The sequence below is a fragment of the Angustibacter luteus genome (assembly GCF_039541115.1).
In the GTDB taxonomy this organism is placed as follows: Bacteria; Actinomycetota; Actinomycetes; order Actinomycetales; family Angustibacteraceae; genus Angustibacter; species Angustibacter luteus.
This window is the reverse complement of the sequence record NZ_BAABFP010000007.1, coordinates 36093-52896: the sequence shown is the minus strand read 5'-3', so window position 1 is coordinate 52896 and position 16804 is coordinate 36093. Positions and strand designations below refer to the sequence as shown.

The 16804-nt window shown below is 73.5% G+C and carries 13 protein-coding genes; 5 read left to right on the top strand and 8 right to left on the bottom strand.

Going from position 1 to position 16804, the window contains the following annotated elements:
- Positions 1–27: 27 nt before the first annotated feature.
- Genes ABEB17_RS14305 through ABEB17_RS14285 form a run of 5 tightly spaced genes read right to left on the bottom strand, consistent with a single transcriptional unit; the run spans position 28 to position 4754 of the window.
- Complete coding sequence (locus ABEB17_RS14305) at positions 28–1329, bottom strand: ABC transporter substrate-binding protein (RefSeq protein ID WP_345717412.1); 1302 nt, start codon at positions 1327–1329, stop codon at positions 28–30.
- On the bottom strand, positions 1326–2387 hold the full coding sequence (locus ABEB17_RS14300) for a branched-chain amino acid ABC transporter permease (RefSeq protein WP_345717411.1): 1062 nt from the start codon (positions 2385–2387) through the stop codon (positions 1326–1328). The genes ABEB17_RS14305 and ABEB17_RS14300 overlap by 4 nt, the downstream gene beginning before the upstream one ends.
- Positions 2384–3262, bottom strand: a complete 879-nt coding sequence (locus ABEB17_RS14295; protein WP_345717410.1) for a branched-chain amino acid ABC transporter permease — start codon at positions 3260–3262, stop codon at positions 2384–2386. Before ABEB17_RS14295 ends, ABEB17_RS14300 begins: the two co-directional genes overlap by 4 nt.
- On the bottom strand, positions 3262–3978 hold the full coding sequence (locus tag ABEB17_RS14290; RefSeq protein ID WP_345717409.1) for an ABC transporter ATP-binding protein: 717 nt from the start codon (positions 3976–3978) through the stop codon (positions 3262–3264). The genes ABEB17_RS14295 and ABEB17_RS14290 overlap by 1 nt, the downstream gene beginning before the upstream one ends.
- Entirely contained in the window at positions 3975–4754 is a 780-nt protein-coding gene (locus ABEB17_RS14285) for an ABC transporter ATP-binding protein (RefSeq protein ID WP_345717408.1), read from the bottom strand. The genes ABEB17_RS14290 and ABEB17_RS14285 overlap by 4 nt, the downstream gene beginning before the upstream one ends.
- Before the next feature lie 195 nt (positions 4755–4949).
- Here ABEB17_RS14285 and ABEB17_RS14280 point away from each other — a divergent pair, with 195 nt between their 5' ends.
- Positions 4950–5585, top strand: a complete 636-nt coding sequence (locus ABEB17_RS14280) for a TetR/AcrR family transcriptional regulator (RefSeq protein ID WP_345717407.1) — start codon at positions 4950–4952, stop codon at positions 5583–5585.
- Between the two features lie 147 nt (positions 5586–5732).
- Here ABEB17_RS14280 and ABEB17_RS14275 read toward each other — a convergent pair whose 3' ends face one another.
- Together ABEB17_RS14275 and ABEB17_RS14270 are read right to left on the bottom strand one after the other, a co-directional pair.
- Entirely contained in the window at positions 5733–6650 is a 918-nt protein-coding gene (locus ABEB17_RS14275) for a helix-turn-helix domain-containing protein (RefSeq protein WP_345717406.1), read from the bottom strand.
- Between the two features lie 68 nt (positions 6651–6718).
- The gene (locus tag ABEB17_RS14270; protein ID WP_345717405.1) at positions 6719–6847 is read right to left on the bottom strand and encodes a hypothetical protein; all 129 of its coding nucleotides are present in this window, start codon (positions 6845–6847) and stop codon (positions 6719–6721) included.
- A gap of 209 nt (positions 6848–7056) precedes the next feature.
- Between ABEB17_RS14270 and ABEB17_RS14265 the strand changes: the two genes are divergently transcribed.
- The 3 genes from ABEB17_RS14265 (at position 7057) to ABEB17_RS14255 (ending at position 9801) form a co-directional block, all read left to right on the top strand.
- A complete protein-coding gene (locus tag ABEB17_RS14265) occupies positions 7057–8028 on the top strand; it encodes an ATP-binding cassette domain-containing protein (RefSeq protein WP_345717404.1) in 972 nt (323 codons plus the stop codon).
- On the top strand, positions 8025–8855 hold the full coding sequence (locus tag ABEB17_RS14260; RefSeq protein ID WP_345717403.1) for an ABC transporter permease: 831 nt from the start codon (positions 8025–8027) through the stop codon (positions 8853–8855). The genes ABEB17_RS14265 and ABEB17_RS14260 overlap by 4 nt, the downstream gene beginning before the upstream one ends.
- Before the next feature lie 205 nt (positions 8856–9060).
- Entirely contained in the window at positions 9061–9801 is a 741-nt protein-coding gene (locus ABEB17_RS14255; RefSeq protein ID WP_345717402.1) for a hypothetical protein, read from the top strand.
- Between the two features lie 14 nt (positions 9802–9815).
- Here ABEB17_RS14255 and ABEB17_RS14250 read toward each other — a convergent pair whose 3' ends face one another.
- Positions 9816–13166 (bottom strand): ATP-binding protein, encoded by a 3351-nt coding sequence (locus ABEB17_RS14250; RefSeq protein ID WP_345717401.1) that lies wholly within the window; start codon positions 13164–13166, stop codon positions 9816–9818.
- A gap of 151 nt (positions 13167–13317) precedes the next feature.
- On the opposite strand from ABEB17_RS14250, the gene ABEB17_RS14245 reads away from it, so the two are divergent.
- Positions 13318–16803 carry an ATP-binding cassette domain-containing protein gene (locus tag ABEB17_RS14245; protein ID WP_345717930.1) on the top strand — a complete coding sequence of 1162 codons (3486 nt, stop codon included), beginning with the start codon at positions 13318–13320 and terminating at the stop codon, positions 16801–16803.
- The last annotated feature ends 1 nt before the right edge of the window (position 16804 follow it).

Sequence of the window (16804 nt, the reverse complement as noted above, 5' to 3'; positions counted from 1 at the left end):
CTGCACTCGGCCAGCGGCCGGCTGGGTTCAGCTCGCCGGGATGCCGCTCGCGGGCGGGGTGGCGGGCGCCTGCGAGGACTCGGTGACCGCCCCGGACCCGTCGTCCGTGACGTACGACGGGCCGAAGTAGGCCTGGACACCGCCCGCGACCTTCGTCAGACGGCCACCGGCGTAGCCCGAGTGGTCGGTGGCGGAGAACCGCAACGGCACCAGACCCGGCCCGACGAACCCGTTCTTCTCCACGGCCTGCACGACGCCGTCCCGAGTCAGGTCCTTGCCGGCGTTCTGCAACGACTGGACCGCCAGGTAGCCGACCGACATCCCGTAGACGACGTTGCCGTCGAAATCGGCCTTGCCGTTGTTCTGGTCGTTGACCTTCGTGAACAGCTGGATCCACGGGTTGGCGGTGTCGTTGTACATCGGCAGGTAGTTGAGCCCGACCATGCCCTCGAGCAGCGGCGCCGCCTTGCCCAACGCGGCCGCGACGGTCTTGTAGTCGCCTCCGACGTTCGAGACGACCCACTGGGGCTGGAAGGCCAGCTTCGCGGCCGTGCCGACGGTCAGCGCGGTGAAGCCCGGCACGGTCGCCAGCATCACCACCTGGCAGCCGGCCGCCTTGAGCGCGCCGACCTGCGGGGCGACGTTCTGGTTCGTCACCGTGTAGCTCTGCTTGGCCGCCAGCCCGCTCGCGCCGAGCACCGTCTCGACGCCCTTGACGAAGTCGGCGCCGAAGTCGTCGCTCTGGCCGAGCGAGCAGACCTTCTTGCCGGGCAGGCTCGCCTTCACGTAGGTCGCGAGGATCTTGCCCTCGACCGTGTAGTCGGTGTTGAACCCGAAGGTGTTCGGGTACTTCTGCGGCTGGTTCCAGGCGGTGGCGCCCGAGGCGACGAACAGGTCGGGCACCTTGTTCGAGCCCAGGAAGTCCAGCACCGACGTGTGGGTGGGTGTGCCGAGACCGTTGAGCACGCTGAACACCTTGTCCTGCAGCACGAGCTGGCGAACCACCTTCTGCGTGTTCGCCGGGTTGTAACCGTCGTCCAGGTACTTGTAGGTGATCTTGCGGCCGTTGACCCCGCCGGCGGCGTTGACGAAGTCGAAGTACGCCTTGGTCGCGGGCGCGATCTTCGAGTAGCCGCCGGAAGCCGGCCCGGTCAGCGGCATGTGCGTGCCGAGCAGGATCTGCGTGTCGGTGACTCCGGGCACGTCCGCCCGGGCGGCGTCGTCCGCGCCGCCCCCGCTACCGGTGCCGCCTCGACTGCAGGCGACCGCGCTCAGCAGCAGCGTCGCGGACGCGACCGCCAGGACCCTTCGAGATGCGTGGTTCCTCATCGCTCGGACTGCCTTTCGTGGGATGGGATGGGTCGGGGGCTCGACAGCTTCCGGGCACGCTGGACGGCGCGCTCGCTCAGTCCGTGGAGGCCTTGCGGCGCAACGAGGACGACGAGGATCACGACCACGCCGAACAGCAGCTGCGGCAGGGTGCCCTGCCAGCGCTGGGCCTGCTCGGCGGACAGGTCCAGCGCGTCCGTGAGCGACTGCGCCAGGTCGGGCAGCAGCACCAGCAGCGCCGCGCCGACGGCCGCCCCCGACAGCCGGCCCAGTCCGCCGATGACCACGGCGATCAGCAGCGACAACGACAGGGTGAGCGGGTAGGCGCCCGGCGCGGCAATCTGCGTCTGCCAGGCGACCAGCGCCCCACCCGCGCCGGCGGCCACCGAGCTGACGCCGAACACGGTGGCCCGGGCCCGAGCGACGTCCACGCCGGCCAGCGCGGCTGCGGACTCGTCGTCCCGGATCGCGCGCAGCGTCCGCCCCAGCCGGCTGCGGCTCAGGTTCGCCAGCCCGACCGCGACGAGCAGCGCCACCGCCCAGGAGACCCAGACCTGCCACTGCTCCACCGGGACGGCTCGACCACCGATCGCCGGCGGCGGCTCGGCGGCGTACGTCAGCCCCTGGTCGCCACCCAGCAGGCCGTCGAAGAGGCTCGCGACCGACGGGACCGCGATCGCCAGCGCCAGCGTCACCCCCGCCAGGTACGGGCCGCGCAGGCGGGCGGCCGCCACTCCGATGACCAGCCCCACGACCCCGGCCGCCAGGGCCCCGGCCAGGACCGGCACCACCTCGGACAGCCCCACCGCCCAGGTCCGGTCGGCGAGCAGCTGCGAGGTGCCGGTCGCCGCGTACGCCCCGACGGCCATGAAGGCGCCCTGGCCCAGCGACAGCTGGCCGGAGAGGCCGGTCAGCACCGTGAGCCCGGCGGCCGCGCAGAAGTACGCGGCAACGGTCGCGAGCTCGAAGTTGCGGAACGGCCCGAGCAGCAGGCTCAGCGCGAGCACGAGCAGCGCGGCCAGTGCCGCCCACCCCAGGTGGCGCAGCAGGGGGGTCATACCTGCCTCACCGCGGTGGGCGCGAACAGCCCCGACGGCCGCACCAGCAGGACGACGAGCAGCAGGGCCAGCACCACCAGCGGAGTCGCGTCGCTGCTCACGTAGCCGGTGGCGTACGACAGCACCAGGCCGACGACGAGCCCACCGACGAGGGAGCCGACCAGGCTGTCCAGGCCCCCGATCACCGCGGCGGCGAAGGCCGAGACGAACACCAGGTCCATCGCCGAGGGGTTCAGCCCCAGGCCGGTCGGCACCACCAGGACCGCCGCCAGCGCGCCTGCCGACGACGCGAGCATCCAGCCGACCGTGAGCATCCGGGACACCCGCACGCCGAGCAGCCGCGCGACGTCCGGCGCGAAGGCCGAGGCGCGCAGCCGCAGGCCCAGCGCGGTCCGGCCGAGCAGCCAGGCGAGCGAGGCCAGCATCAGCGCGACCGCCACGAACGTGAACACGTCGTACGGCGAGGGCAGCGTGAGTCGGGCGGCGTGGCCCGCCGCCCGGCTGAACGGGACCTGCATCGGCCGGTACTCGTTGCCGAACACCGCGCTCATCAGGGCCTGCAGGATGGTCACCAGGCCGAGTGCGACGATGACGGCGGCCAGGTGGTTGTCGGCCGGCACGAACCGCATCAGCCCACGCTCGACGGCGGCCCCCAGCAGCGCCCCGGCCACCAGCGCGGCGGCGAAGCCCAACCAGTACGACCCGCTCGCCTGCGTGACGGCGTACGCCACGTACGTGGTCAGCACCGCCATGGCGCCCTGCGCGAAGTTCACCGTCCGGGTGGCGCGCCAGATGATCACGAGAGCGGCCGCGAAGGCGGCGAGCACCGCGCCGTTCGTGACGCCGTCGACCGTGAGGAACAGGAAGCGCTCCATCAGTAGCCCAGGTAGGCGTGCCGGGCCCGGTCGTCGCCGGCGAGCTCCTGCGGCGTGGTCGACACCACGACCCGGCCGAGCGAGAGCACGACCGCGCGGTCCGCGATCGACAACGCGCCGCCGACGTTCTGCTCGACGAGCAGGACGCTGATCCCCTGGTCGTCGCGCAGCGTGGCGAGCAGCGCCATGATCGCCGCCGTGGTCTGCGGCGCGAGACCGAGGGACGGCTCGTCCAGCAGCATCAGGGTCGGCCGGGACATCAGCGCGCGGCCGATGCCGAGCATCTGGCGCTCGCCGCCCGACAGCAGGTGCCCGGGGTAGCTGCGCCGGCGGGCCAACGGCTCGAACAGGTCGTAGACGCGGGACAGGTCCTGCCGCTGGGCCTTGCGGTCGTCGCGCCACAGCCCACCCAGGCGCAGGTTCTCGTCCACGGTCAGGTCGGTGATCACTGCGCGGCCCTCGGGCACGTGGGCGATGCCGAGCCGCACCAGGTCCGACACGGCGACCCGGCTCAGGTCGTGCCCGCCGTAGGTGATCTGGCCGGACGATGTGAGGGCGCCACCGGTGAGTGCTCGCAGCAACGTGGTCTTGCCGGCGCCGTTGGCGCCGAGCACCGCGACGACCATCCGTGGCGGGACGTCGAGGTCGAGGTCGCGCAGGACGGGGACAGCCCCGTAGCCGGCGGTCAGGCCGCGCACCTGCAGCGCCGCGGTCATCCGGCCTTCCCCAGGTAGGCCTCGAGGACGGCAGGGTCAGCCCGGACCTGCGCGGGCGGGCCGGCGGCGATGAGCTGACCGAAGTTGAGGACGACGACCCGGTCGCAGACCTGCATCACGAGGTCCACGTGGTGCTCGACGAGCATCACCGAGCACGGGTGCCGGTCGTGCCGGGGCAGACCGCGGACCAGCCCGGCCAGCTCGTCGACGTCCGCGGCACCAAGCCCGCCGGCGGGCTCGTCGAGCAGCAGCAGGCGCGGCCTCGAGACCAGCGCGCGTGCGAGGGCGACCCGCTTGCGAACGGCGTAGGGCAGCGCGCCAGGCCGGGCGTGGGCGACGTCCGCGATGGCGAGCTCGTCGAGCACGGACGTCGCAGCCTCGCGCAGCCGCTGCTCGTCACCTCGACTGCGCCCGCCGCCCAGCAGGGCCGAGGCCCAGCCGGCCCGTGACGTGCGCGTCGCACCCATCATCACGTTCTCCAGGACGTCCAGCCCGCCGAACAGCCCGAGGCCCTGCATGGTGCGCGAGATGCCTTGCCCGGCCAGGCGATGCGGCTGCGGGCGCCACGGAGCGCCGTCCAGGGTCAGGGACCCGCTGGTCGGCCGGACGAACCCGCAGACGACGTTGAACAGCGTCGTCTTCCCCGCACCGTTGGGGCCGATGACCCCGAGCACCTCGCCGGCCGCCAGGTCGAGGCTGACCTGGTCGAGCGCGCGAAGGCCGCCGAAGGTGCGGCCGACGTCGCGCAGGCCGAGGGTCGCCGGGCTCGGTGCCATGCTCACCTCGCTGTCTCGGGTGCGCCACCGGCCTCCGCGCCGGAACGAGGTAAGTGCACTGACGTTGCAGATAGGAAGTCAACGAGCCGGGTGCAATCGTCACCTTTCCGTGACCAACGGCACGGGCGCGAGAGCGCTGCGGGAAGGGTCGACGCATGTCTAGTGCATGTTTCGGCGATCGTGGATACTCCGCACGTGACCTCCGAACAGCCCGCCGCGGGCAGCGTCGACGGCCGGACGGCGCGGGCCGAACGCAGCAAGGCCGCGATCGTGAGCGCCCACCTGCAGCTGATCGAGTCCGGCGACCTGAGCCCCACCGGCGAGCGGATCGCCGAGCGGGCCGGCATCTCCCTGCGCACGTTGTGGACCAACTTCCGCGACCTCGAGGCCCTGTTCGCCGCGACCGGCGCAGTCGTGCTCGAGCGCGAGGAGGCGCAGTCCCAGCCGGTCGACCTGGCGCTGCCCCTGACCGAGCGGATCGACCGGTTCTGCGCGCACCGGGCCGCCGCGCTGGAGACCCTGGCCCCGGCGGCGGCGGCGGCCCGGCTGCGTACGCCGTTCTCGAAACAGCTGCAGCACAACCGGTCCCGGCACATCGACCTGGCCCGGCGTGGGGTGGAGCAGGCTTTCGCACCCGAGCTCGAGGCCGGCGGCACCACGGCGACCAGCCTTCGCGAGGCGTTGGTGGTGGCGATGACGACGGCGACGACCTCGGGCGACTGGCAGATGCTTCGACAGGACTTCGACCTCGACGAGACGGCCGCTCGTCGGGTGATGACCGGCACCGTGACGGCGCTGCTGGTCCGCTGGCTCGGCCAGGCTTCACCGTGACCCGGGCCCGACAGGTAGCACGACCGGTCATACCCGGGTAGCAAGGTCAGCGTGAGCCTGCCGCAGGCTGACATCGAGTTCCTGGCCCTCCGGCTGCACCTGGGCCGCTAGCCGACGTTCAGGTCAGCGACCGGCCGGGGCTGCGAGCTAGTGCAGGCCGTCCAGGAAGGGCCGCGGGTCGGCCCACGCCTCGTCCTCGACGCCGGCGGTCTCCAGCGCGCCGACGGCGAGCGTGCGGCGCACTGCCGCGAAGGTGATGACGTGGCCGATCGTGCCGCCCAGGGTGTGCGTGGTCGGCGGCCCGCAGGTCGTGTCGACGAACGTGTCCGCGAGCCGGCCGTCGCTGATCGCGTCGGCCACCATCGCCCGGTAGTCCCGTCCGGCCACCGCGTGTCGCGCCCGCAGGCCGGGCACGCTGCGGTCGCTCTCGTCCGGCCACCCGCCACCGCGCAGCGCGGACAGCCAGTGCTCCTCCTGCGTCACCATCGCGTTGATCAGCGAGCGCAGGGTCTGCTCGCCGTCGATGGTCTCGACCGACACGCTGATCGGCTGGTCGAGCACGGTGTCGGTGAGCGGCTCGGCCCGCTCGATGATCTCGGTCAACGCGTCGACGTGGTGGTCGACCAGGTGCTGCACGACGTCCATCTGGCTCTCCTGTCGGGTGGCCGGCAGCCGCAGGCCGCCGGGGGGTTGGAAGTGCACGCCGCTCGGGCAAGGCAGCTCGAGCTCGTGGAACGTGCGAGGCGGACGACGGCGCAGCGAGGTCGGCGCGAACCCGTACTCGCGGTTGAAGGCCCGGGTGAACGCCTCGTGCGAGCCGTAGCCCGCCTCGACCGCGACGTCCAGCACCGAGCTGCGGCCGTTGACGAGCCGGTACGCGGCTCGCTCCAGCAGCAGCCGGCGGCGCAACGCGCCCGGGGGCTCACCGGTGGCCGCAGCGACCAGCCGGTCGAAGTGGAACCGGGACAGGTACGCGCGGGACGCGAGCTCGTCCGCGGTCGTGTCGGGCTCGTCCATCGCCTGGGTCACCAGGTCGAGGATCCGGGCCATCACGTCCGTCGTCATGCGCCCAGCGTGGCCCACCCCGGGGGGCCGTGGCTTGATCGGCCTTGCTCAGCCCTGGACGGCTCGGCTCAGTCCTGCTCGTCCAGCCAGGCCAGCAGCATCCCGAGCTCGACGGCATCGGTCTGACGGGCCTCGACGACGGTGAGGTCGAGGCAGTCACCGGCCGCGGCGGGACTGCGCAGGGGAAGCGGGTTCACAACGGAAATGGTGACGCACCGTGGGCAGAGTCCGCCATGCGGACGCTCGTGATTAACCCATTCTGCCTAGTTGTCGTGCAGACGCGTCCATATCGGACGGACGGACGGTCACGCCGTGTCAGCGCGTGCCAGGACGTGTCAGCGCCGTGTGCGCGTGCTGCCAGCGCGACCAGGAATCGTCACGCTCACCAGAGATCAGGAGAACTGACATGACCTACGCCATCGAGGCCACCGGCCTCACCAAGCGATTCGGCACGACGCAGGCCCTCGCCGGGGTGGACCTGGCCGCCCGTGAGGGCAGCGTCCTCGGTGTGCTGGGCCCGAACGGCGCCGGCAAGACCACCGCCGTGCGCATCCTCGCCACCCTGTTGCAGGCCGACTCCGGCAGCGCGCACGTGGACGGCCTGGACGTCGTCCGCGACGCCGCCGCCGTGCGCGCCCGGATCGGCCTGACCGGCCAGTACGCCTCGGTCGACGAGGACCTGACCGGCACCCAGAACCTCGTGATGATCGGCCAGCTGCTGAACCTGAGCGGCCGCGACGCCAAGGCCCGCGCCGTCGAGCTGCTCGAGTGGTTCGACCTGTCCGAGGCCGCCGACCGGATGGCCAAGACGTACAGCGGCGGCATGCGCCGGCGCCTCGACCTGGCCGCGAGCCTGGTCGGCCGCCCGTCCGTCATCTTCCTGGACGAGCCGACCACCGGGCTCGACCCGGCCAAGCGCGAGGAGATGTGGGACGTCGTCCGCAAGGTCGTCGACGAGGGTTCCACCGTGCTGCTCACCACCCAGTACCTGGAGGAGGCGGACGCGCTGGCCGACGAGATCACCGTCATCGACCGCGGCCAGGTCATCGCGCACGACACCCCGGACGGTCTCAAGCACGTGATCGGCGGCCAGCGCCTGCGGATCCGCCCGACGGACCCGAACCGGATCGACGACGTCCGCGCGATCCTCGCGGACCTGACCCGGACCGCTCCCGAGGAGACGGCCCGGCACGAGCTGACCGCCCGGGTGGACGACGACTCCCTGCTGCCGGCGCTGATCGGCCGGATCACCGAGTCCGGCATCACGGTGCACGAGTTCTCGCTGCACCTGCCCACGCTCGACGAGGTCTTCCTCACCCTGACCGGCCGCACCGCGAGCGACGACGACACCACCGACCCCACCGAGGAGGCGGCATGACCACCACCGACCTGACCGGGAGCCGCACCTCCGTGGCCGTCCCGGCGACCATCAGCCCCAGCACGTCCCACACCACGCTGCGGCACATCCGGGTGCTCGCCAAGCGCAGCCTGATCAAGATGGCCCGCACCCCCGAGGCACTCATCGACGTCACCCTGCAGCCGGTGATCTTCCTGGGGATGTTCACCTACATCTTCGGCGGCGCCATCGCCGGCGGCTCGCAGCAGGCCTACTTGCAGTTCCTGCTGCCGGGGCTGTTCGGCCAGACGATCGCGATGGCCAGCGTCGCACTCGGCCAGAACCTCAACTCGGACATCGAGAAGGGCATCTTCGACCGCTTCCGCTCGTTGCCGATCGCCCGCTCGGCCCCGCTGGTCGGCGCCGTCGCCTCGGACATCGTCCGCTACCTGATCCTGTTCGTCGTCATGATGACCACCGGCCTGCTGATGGGCTTCAACGTGACCGGCGGCTGGGTCGCCACCTTCGGCGCTCTCGTGCTGTCGATGGCCTTCGCGCTCTGCTTCGGCTGGATCTCGGTCTTCGTCGGCATGAAGGTCCGCACCCCGGGCGCCGTGCAGGGGATCATGTTCCTGATCGTGCTGCCGCTCTCGTTCGGTAGCAACACGTTCGTGCCAGTCGCGACCATGCCGGACTGGCTGCAGTCCTTCGTCAAGGTCAACCCGATCAGCCACCTCGTCGGCGCCGTCCGCGGCCTGATGCTCGGCGGTCCGGTGCAGACGGACCTGATCTGGACGCTCGGCTGGATGGTCGTCCTGCTCGCGGTGTTCTTCCCGCTGGCGCTGCGCGCCTACCGCAAGCGCACCTGAGCCCCGTGCGACGAGTCCGCCCGGGAACCCGAGGAGGGTTCCCGGGCGGACGTCGCTCCCACGCACCCTGCACGCACCCTGCACGGGCCTGCACGGGCTTGCGTGGGTCCGTGCCACCGCAGGACACTCGCCCCAGGGCGCCGTCGGGGGGCGACGTGCGCGAGAGGCGTCAGGGGCCGGACATGTTCCGCTGCAGGTGGTCGTCGTGACCGGTTCGGTGTCCTTCCAGCACCTCGCGCCCGCACTCCTCGCCCTCGCGACTGCCCTAGCCCGCGCGATCCCCCCGCTCCTGACGTCCGCCCGCGGTCGCGCGGGCCAGCACGCCGCACCCACGACCCTTCGGATCCAGAGCCTGCAGACGCCGGCAGCCTGGCAGGAGGGCGTGGAGGGGGCCTTCTCCGACGAGGCGTTGCGAGAGGACGCCCGCCTCCGGTTCCGGCGGCTGGCCCGGGCAGCGATCGCCGTCGGCGTCCTGCTGGTCGTCTACCTGGTCGTCGCCGTCGTCCAGCGGTTTCCCTGGTGGTCGATCCTGCTGGCGGCCCTGCTCCTCGCACTGCTGGTGCGCCAGCTCCAGCAGGGTCGGAAGGTCTGGGGCGACATCGACCCCAAGAGTCCCAACGCTGCCCTCGGATCGCTGGTGGTCCGCGGGAACCTCGACGACGTCGTCCAGTTCACGCTCTTCGCGCTGCGCGGGATCGGCGCCCGGGTGGTGAACCTGGGCGACGGGCTCGTCGTGGCCGGGACCGGGGTGGCACTCGGTCGCCTCTGGCTGGGAAACCGGCTCCAGATCTCCCTGCTGCCGCACGAGGACGTCGTCCGGGTGACGGTGCGGAGCAGCAAGCTCGACTACCTGACCCGGGACACCACCCGGCGAGACGTCACGCGGTTCCTCGAGCTCTGGGCCGACCCGCCGCACACCGAAGCCCTGGCTTCCGGCACGACCTGAGCACCGGTGTGACGTCAGGCGTCGCCCGCCGACTCGGGTAGCGGAGCCCTCGTGGACCCGCCCAGCAGCAGCTGCGGGTCGAGCCGGGCCCTGGCCTGCTCGCGGTCCAGGACGCGCCCGGACTCGAAGGCGGCCTCGAACGCGTCGCCGCCGAGCTCGGCGACCAGGTGCGCGGTCAACGTCGCGACGGTGGGCTGGGTGAGGTCCGGCGAACCGCGCAGCGCGGCGGACGCGCCGAGCAGCACGGCCGCCTCGTGCGACCGGCCGAGCGCCGCTCCCAGCTCGGCCACCGACGTCCCGGCCGTCGCCATGATCGGCAGGTCCTCGGTCATCGACGCCAGTCGCCACGCCGTCCGCACGTGGCCGGCCGCGACGTCCAGCTGCGCGCGGCGGACGTCGATCAGCGCCAGGAAGGCGTAGGCGTACGAACCGCCGTGCGCCTGGTAGTGGCTCGGCTCGCCCATCCGCGCCAGCGTCTGGGTCAGGCGGGCGTACTCGGCGTCGACCGTCGCCTCGTCCTGCTCCGCCATCGCCACCGCCCCGGACGCGATCGTCGTGAGCAGGTCCCGCATCTCGCCGAGCTCGGCGTACCGGCGGTCCGAGCGGATGGCGTCGACGAACCGCCGGGCCCGCGCGACGTCCCCGGCCCGCAGGCTGATGTCGGCCAGCCGGATGTGCGCCATCAGGTCGTCGGAGCCACCGCCCAGCAGCCGCATGTGTCCCAGCGCCGCCTCGAGGTCCTCGACCGCACCGACGAGGTCGCCGTCGAGCACCCGCAGCTGCCCACTCGAGGAGAGCACCGCCGCCAGCCCCCAGTGGTCGCCGATCTGCTCCCACTCGGCGAGCGCCACGGGCAGGTCCGCGCGCATCATCTCCAGCTCGCCCTCGTTCTCCCCGAACGCGATCCGCACCCCGCGCACCGCTGCCCGCACCCACGCGTCCGGGGACGACAGGGTCGCCTCCATGGCCGCCATGGACGCCTCGCGCTCGCCCCCGATGAACAGCAGCAGCGGGCGCAGCAGGGGCGCGATCTGGTGCTCGGACTCCAGGCCGTCCAACGCGTTCGCGAGGGTGACGAGGCGGCGCTGGGCGTCGGGCGGGTCCGGCTGGTCGCCGGCGCTGGCGAACGCGGTGACGACCCCCATCGCCTCGGCCACCGGGAACATCGTCGTCGACTCGGCGCCGGGCACGGCCATGGCGAACCGCAGCCAGCGGGCGGCGTCCCGCCCGCTCTCGCGCAGCGTCCAGTGCCAGGCCAGCCGGACGGCCAGGTCGACCGAGGCCTGGGCGTCGCCGGAGTCGCCGAGGTACGCCAGCGCGGCGAGCAGGTTGTCCCGCTCGACGTCGAACACGTGCAGTGCGACCAGCTGGTCGCGGGTGCGCAGCCGGGCGTCCGCCACCGCGGTCAGGCGGGCGTAGAACCGGGCGTGCGCCAGCCGGGCCGGGTCCATCTGGTCGTGCAGGCTCAGCTGCTCGGACCCGTACTCCCGCAACGTCTCCAGCATCCGGAACCGGGTGCCCAGCTCGTCCGGCTCGGCGACCAGGATCGACTTGTCGACCAGCGCGTGCAGGACGTCCTGGACGTCGGTCAGCTCGGGCTCGTCGTACCGGTCCGGTCGCAGGTCGATCGGCCGCGGCTCACCTCCGCGCCAGGTCGGGCTGACGGCCCGCACGGCCTGCGCGGTGGCGCCGGAACCGAACAGGGAGAAGTGCTCGGCGACCTCGCGCTCGAGCGGGTCCATCAGGTCCCAGCTCCACTCCACGACCGCCCGCAGCGTGCGGTGCCGGGGCACCGCCGTGCGCTTGCCGCCGGTGAGCAGCCGGAACCGGTCGGTGAGCCGGTCCGCCACCTCGGCGAGGGAGAGCACCCGCAGCCGGGCCGCGGCCAGCTCGATCGCCAGCGGCAGGCCGTCCAGCCGGCGCACGATGCGGACGACGTCCGGCAGCGTGTCGGCGTCGAGCCGCAGTGGTGCCCCGGCGGCCCGCGCGCGGTCCAGCAGCAGCTGGACGGACGGCACCGCGGCGAGCGCCTCGACCTGGGCCGGGCTGAGCAGGGCGAGCGCCTCGTCGCGCGGCGAGCCAGGATCGGGGCTCGCCTCGGGCAGCGCGAGCGGGGTCAGCGGGTAGACCGTCTCGCCGTCGATGCCGAGCGGCTCGCGGCTGGTGGCGATGACCCGGACCCGGGGGCAGTGGCCGAGCAGGTCGGCGACCAGCGACGCGGCGGCCTCGATGACGTGCTCGCAGTTGTCCAGCACGAGCAGGCACTCGGCCGTGGACAGGGTGTCCAGCACCCGGTTGCGCGCCTCCCGGGGCGGCCGCTCGGCTCGGCGCTGCTCGAGCAGGCGGACGTCGCGCACCCCGATGCCGTCCAGCACCGCGAGCGCGATCGAGTCCGGGTCGTTGACCGGTGCCAGCTCGGCGAACCACACGCCGTCGGGGAGCCGGTCCACCAGGGTGGCGGCGACCTCGCTGGCCAACCGGGTCTTGCCGGACCCACCGGCGCCCACCACGGTGACCAGGCGGGTGGAGCCGGACCCGCCGGCCAGCAGCGTCTGCACCCGGCGGGCGTCCTCGTCGCGGCCGACGAAGCTCGTGACCGCGGCGCGCAGGTTGGTGCGTGGTCCCGGCGGGCCGGCGTCCTGGCCGCGGAGCACCTCCAGGTGCTTGGCCTGCAACGCGACCGACGGGTCGCTGCCGAGGGTGTCGGCGAGGAAGCGGCGGGTGCTCTCGTACACGGCGAGCGCCTCGGCGGGGCGGCCCAGGTCGACCAGCACGCCCATCTGCAGCGTGGCGAGGTCCTCGCGCAGCGGGTGCGCGGCGGTCAGCTCCTCCAGCTCGGCGACCACCTCGGCCGCTCGGCCGAGCCGGACGTCCGCCTCCAGCCGGTCCGCCAGGACCTGCAGCCGGAGCTCGGCGAACCGGGCGCGGGTGGACTCCAGGTCGGGGTCGTCGTCCCCGGACATGACCTCGCCGCGCCACAGCGCCAGGGCCTCGCGCAGGGTCACCGCGGCCTCGTCGTCCGCGCCGCGGCGCAGTGCGTCGCGACCGGCGGTCGCGAGGCGGCTGAACCGGACCGCGTCGACGTCCTGCGGCGCCAGCGCCAGCCGGTAGCCGGCCGGGGTCTGCTCGATCAGCCGGCCGTCCCCGAGCGCCCGGCGCAGCCGGGACACCAGGGACTGCAAGGCGTTCACGGGATCAGCGGGGACGTCGTCCGGCCAGACCGCGTCGGTCAGCGCGCGAGGGGAGACGGCGCGGCCGACGTCCAGCACGAGCCGCCCGAGCAGGCGGCGCAGCCGCACCCCGGGGACGACGACGAGGCGCTCGCCGTCGTGGACCTCGAGCGGTCCCAGGTAGCCGATCTGCACGTCCGGCAGTCTGTCAGGCCGGTGCTCGGGTTCTGCGGTCGGAAGGTCTCGGGGCGCGGAAAACGGGAGGCGATCGTCGGTGGTCCCCCGTAGCGTGCTGGCCGTGGCAGTGACGACTGAGCAGACGACGCACGGGTCCAGCGAGGCGTCGGTGGCGACGTCGGTGACCGGGACCTCCACCAGCGCGGCGCGCCGACTGGACTGGCGGCGGTTGCGCGGTCCGCGCGCGTGGCTCGCCCTCGCCGCGGCCGGGCTGGCCGGGGTGGGTCAGGCGCTCGGTGCCGTGGTCGCGGGCCGGCTCGCGGACGGCGCCTCGGCCGCGCTGGTCGGGCTGCTGGCCCTCTGCGTGGTGGGCGCCGCCCTGCTCGACACCGCCGGCCGCACCTGGTGGTCGGTGGCCGTCGACCGGGCCGAGGGCGCGTTGCGCGCCGACCTGCTGGACGCCGTGATGCACCAGCCGCTGGCCGCGCTCACCGAGCAGGCGGTCGGCGAGGTGCTGGACCGGGTGGACGACGACACCCACGAGATCGGCGCGCTGCTGCGGCAGAACGCGTGGGCGGTGATCCGGCTGGTGCTGGGCGCCGGTCCGCTGCTGATCGTGGCCGGCTGGACGTGGTGGCCGGCGTGGCTGCTGCTGCCGGCCAGCGCCGTCGCGGTGTACGTCCTGATCCGTCCGCTGCTGTCCCGGCTGGCCGAGCGCAAGGTCGTCGAGGAGATGGCCTGGACGGACCACGCCGCCGCGATGGAGGAGGGCGTGGCCGCGCGGGACGACCTGCGCACCAGCCTCGGCCAGGCCTACCTGGTGCGGCGCTGCGCCGAGCTGTCGGCGGCGGTGCACGCCCGGTTCCACGAGGTCGTCACGCTCGAGAGCCGGATCAGCCGTCGTTCCGGGCTGCTGCTGCACGGAGTGCTGGCCGGGGTGGCCGTCGTGGGCGTCCTGCTGGTCATCGCGGGCGCCGAGTCCACGGCGACGCTGGTCACCCTGTTCCTGGTCACCACGACGTTCGTCGGCCAGATCGACCAGGTCGCCCGGCACGTGCCGGACCTGCAGGCCGGGGTCGGTGCGCTGGTCCGGCTGCGCGGGTTGCTCGACAGCGAGCCCGAGCCCGAGGGCGGTCGGGCGCTGCCGGACGGCGTGCCGACGCTCGAGCTGCGCGACCTGCACTTCGCCTACGCCGAGGGGACGTTCGCGCTGCGTGAGGTCGACCTGGTCGTCCCCTCGGGCACCACCCTGGCCCTGGTGGGTCGCAGCGGGTCGGGCAAGTCCACCCTGGCGTCGTTGCTGTCCCGGGCCGTCGAGCCCGAGCGCGGCACGGTGCTGCTGGACGGCGTCGACGTCCTCGACCTGGACCTGCAGAAGCTGCGGGCCGCGGTCGGCGTGGTCACCCAGCGGACCGAGATCCTGGCCGGCACCCTGGCCGAGAACATCGCGCTCTTCACCGACCTGCCGCGCCAGCGGATCCGGGACGCCGTGGACGAGCTGGGTCTGACCGCCTGGGTGGACGGGCTGCCGGCCGGCCTGGACACGGTGCTCGGCCCCAGCGGCACCACGCTGTCCGCCGGCGAGCAGCAGCTGGTCGCGTTCGCCCGGCTGCTGGTGCGCGACGTCCGGGTCGTGGTGCTGGACGAGGCGACCGCCCGGATGGATCCGGTCACCGAGGCCCGTGTCGTGGCGGCCTCGCAGCGCCTGCTCGCCGGCCGCACGGGACTCCTGGTCGCGCACCGGCTCACCACGACGGCGCGCGCGGACGACGTCGCCGTGCTCGAGGGTGGCCGGGTCGTCCAGCACGGGCCGCGGGCCCAGCTGGCGGCGGTCCCCGGGCCGTTCCGGCGGCTGCTCGACGCGGCCGAGCACGTGCCCGTGCCCGCGCACGTCGGCGCCCAGCACGCTCCTGGCGCCGCTGTGGGTACCGCGCGACGGACCGGTCTGCCGCCGCCGCCGATCGAGGTCCGCTCCGGCCCCAGCCTCGCGCGGGGCATCTGGAACTCGCTGCTCATCCACCCCCAGTGGGGACTGGTGAGCGTGCTGCTGTTCCTGGTGTCCGTGGTGTGCGGCGCGTACGGCGCGATCACCGGCTGGCTGTGGGGGCACCTGGTCGTCGCACTGCAGAACGGCGAGCGGCCCACCACGATGCTGGCGGCGCTGGTGGTCTCGCTGCTGCTCGCCCCGCTGCTGCTGGCCGAGGCCATCGGCCGCTACCCGCGCTGGTGGATCTCGGTCATGCTGCGCGCCCGGGCCACCGTGCTGCTCGGCCAGACGGAGCAGCGGCGGCTGCCGCCCACCCCGCCGGGCGAGGTGGTCGCCCGGGCGATGGACGCCGACCGGTTCGCCCGGTACGGCGACCGCTGGGTCGACTTCGTGAACGGGCTCGCGATCGTCGTGATCACGGCCCTGGCCAGCTGGAGCCTGCTGGCCGGCGCGCTGCTGCTCGCCGTGATGGTGGCCTCCGCGGCCGTCTCGGCGCTCGGCTCACCCGTGGCTGGTCGCTCGGCGGCGGCCGCGTCCGCCGCCCGCGCCCGGTTCGGCCGGTCGCTGGTCTCCGCGCTCGACTCGATCCGCACGGTGAAGCTCGCCGCCGCGACGCCGGCCGTGCACACCCACCTGCGGCACGTGGACGACGGCCGGGTGGACGCCGCCGTCCACGAGCACCGGATCCAGGCGCTGCTGGCCGGCGTCCCCGTGGTGCTGGTGCAGATGGGCGTGGTCGTGGCCTGGGGTGTGCACGTGGCCGGCGGGTGGGGGCTGGCGACCGCGCTGCTGGTGTCCGGGGCCGTCATGGGCTTCGACTGGTTCGGTCGGGTGGCCGGCGCGGTGATCACCGAGGCGCCGGGCACCCGGGCCTGGCAGCGCGCGACGACCCGGTTCGCCGACGGCCGGGACCTCATGGACCTGCCCGCAGGACTGGACCTGGTCACCGGCCAGGCGCCCGCGGTCGAGCACGGCGACCGGCAGCGGTTGCAGGACCTCGAGCTGGTCGGGTTCACCGCCGTGCACGACGACGGCACGCTGGGGGTCAGCGACGTCGACCTCGTGGTCCAGCGGGGTGAGCTGGTGCTGCTCCTCGGTCAGATCGGCTCGGGCAAGTCGAGCCTGCTCGCCGCGCTGGCCGGGTTGGTCACCTACCGGGGGGCGCTGCGCTGGAACGGCGCGCCGGTCGAGGACCCGCAGGCCTTCCTGCGACCGCACCAGGTCGCCTACGTGGCGCAGGTGCCGCGCGTCCTGTCGGGCACGTTCGCGGACAACATCCGGCTCGACCACGACCGTGACGTCGAGCGGTCCATCGCGGACGCCCGGCTCGGGCCGGACGTCGAGGACGCCGGTGGGGCGGAGTCCCTGGTCGGGCACCGCGGGGTCCGGTTGTCCGGCGGGCAGGTGCAGCGACTCGCGCTGGCCCGGGCGCTCGCGGCGGACGCCGAGCTGCTGGTCGCGGACGACGTCTCGTCCGCGCTGGACGCCACCACCGAGGTGGAGCTGTGGGAGTCGTTGCGCGGCCGAGGCAGCACGGTGGTCGGGTCCACGACCAAGCGGGCCGCGCTCGCGCGGGCCGACCGAGTCGTCGTCCTGGTCGACGGCGGGGTCGCGGCGTCCGGGCCCTGGCGGGACCTCGAGGGCACCTGGGCCCACCTGGCCGGGTGAC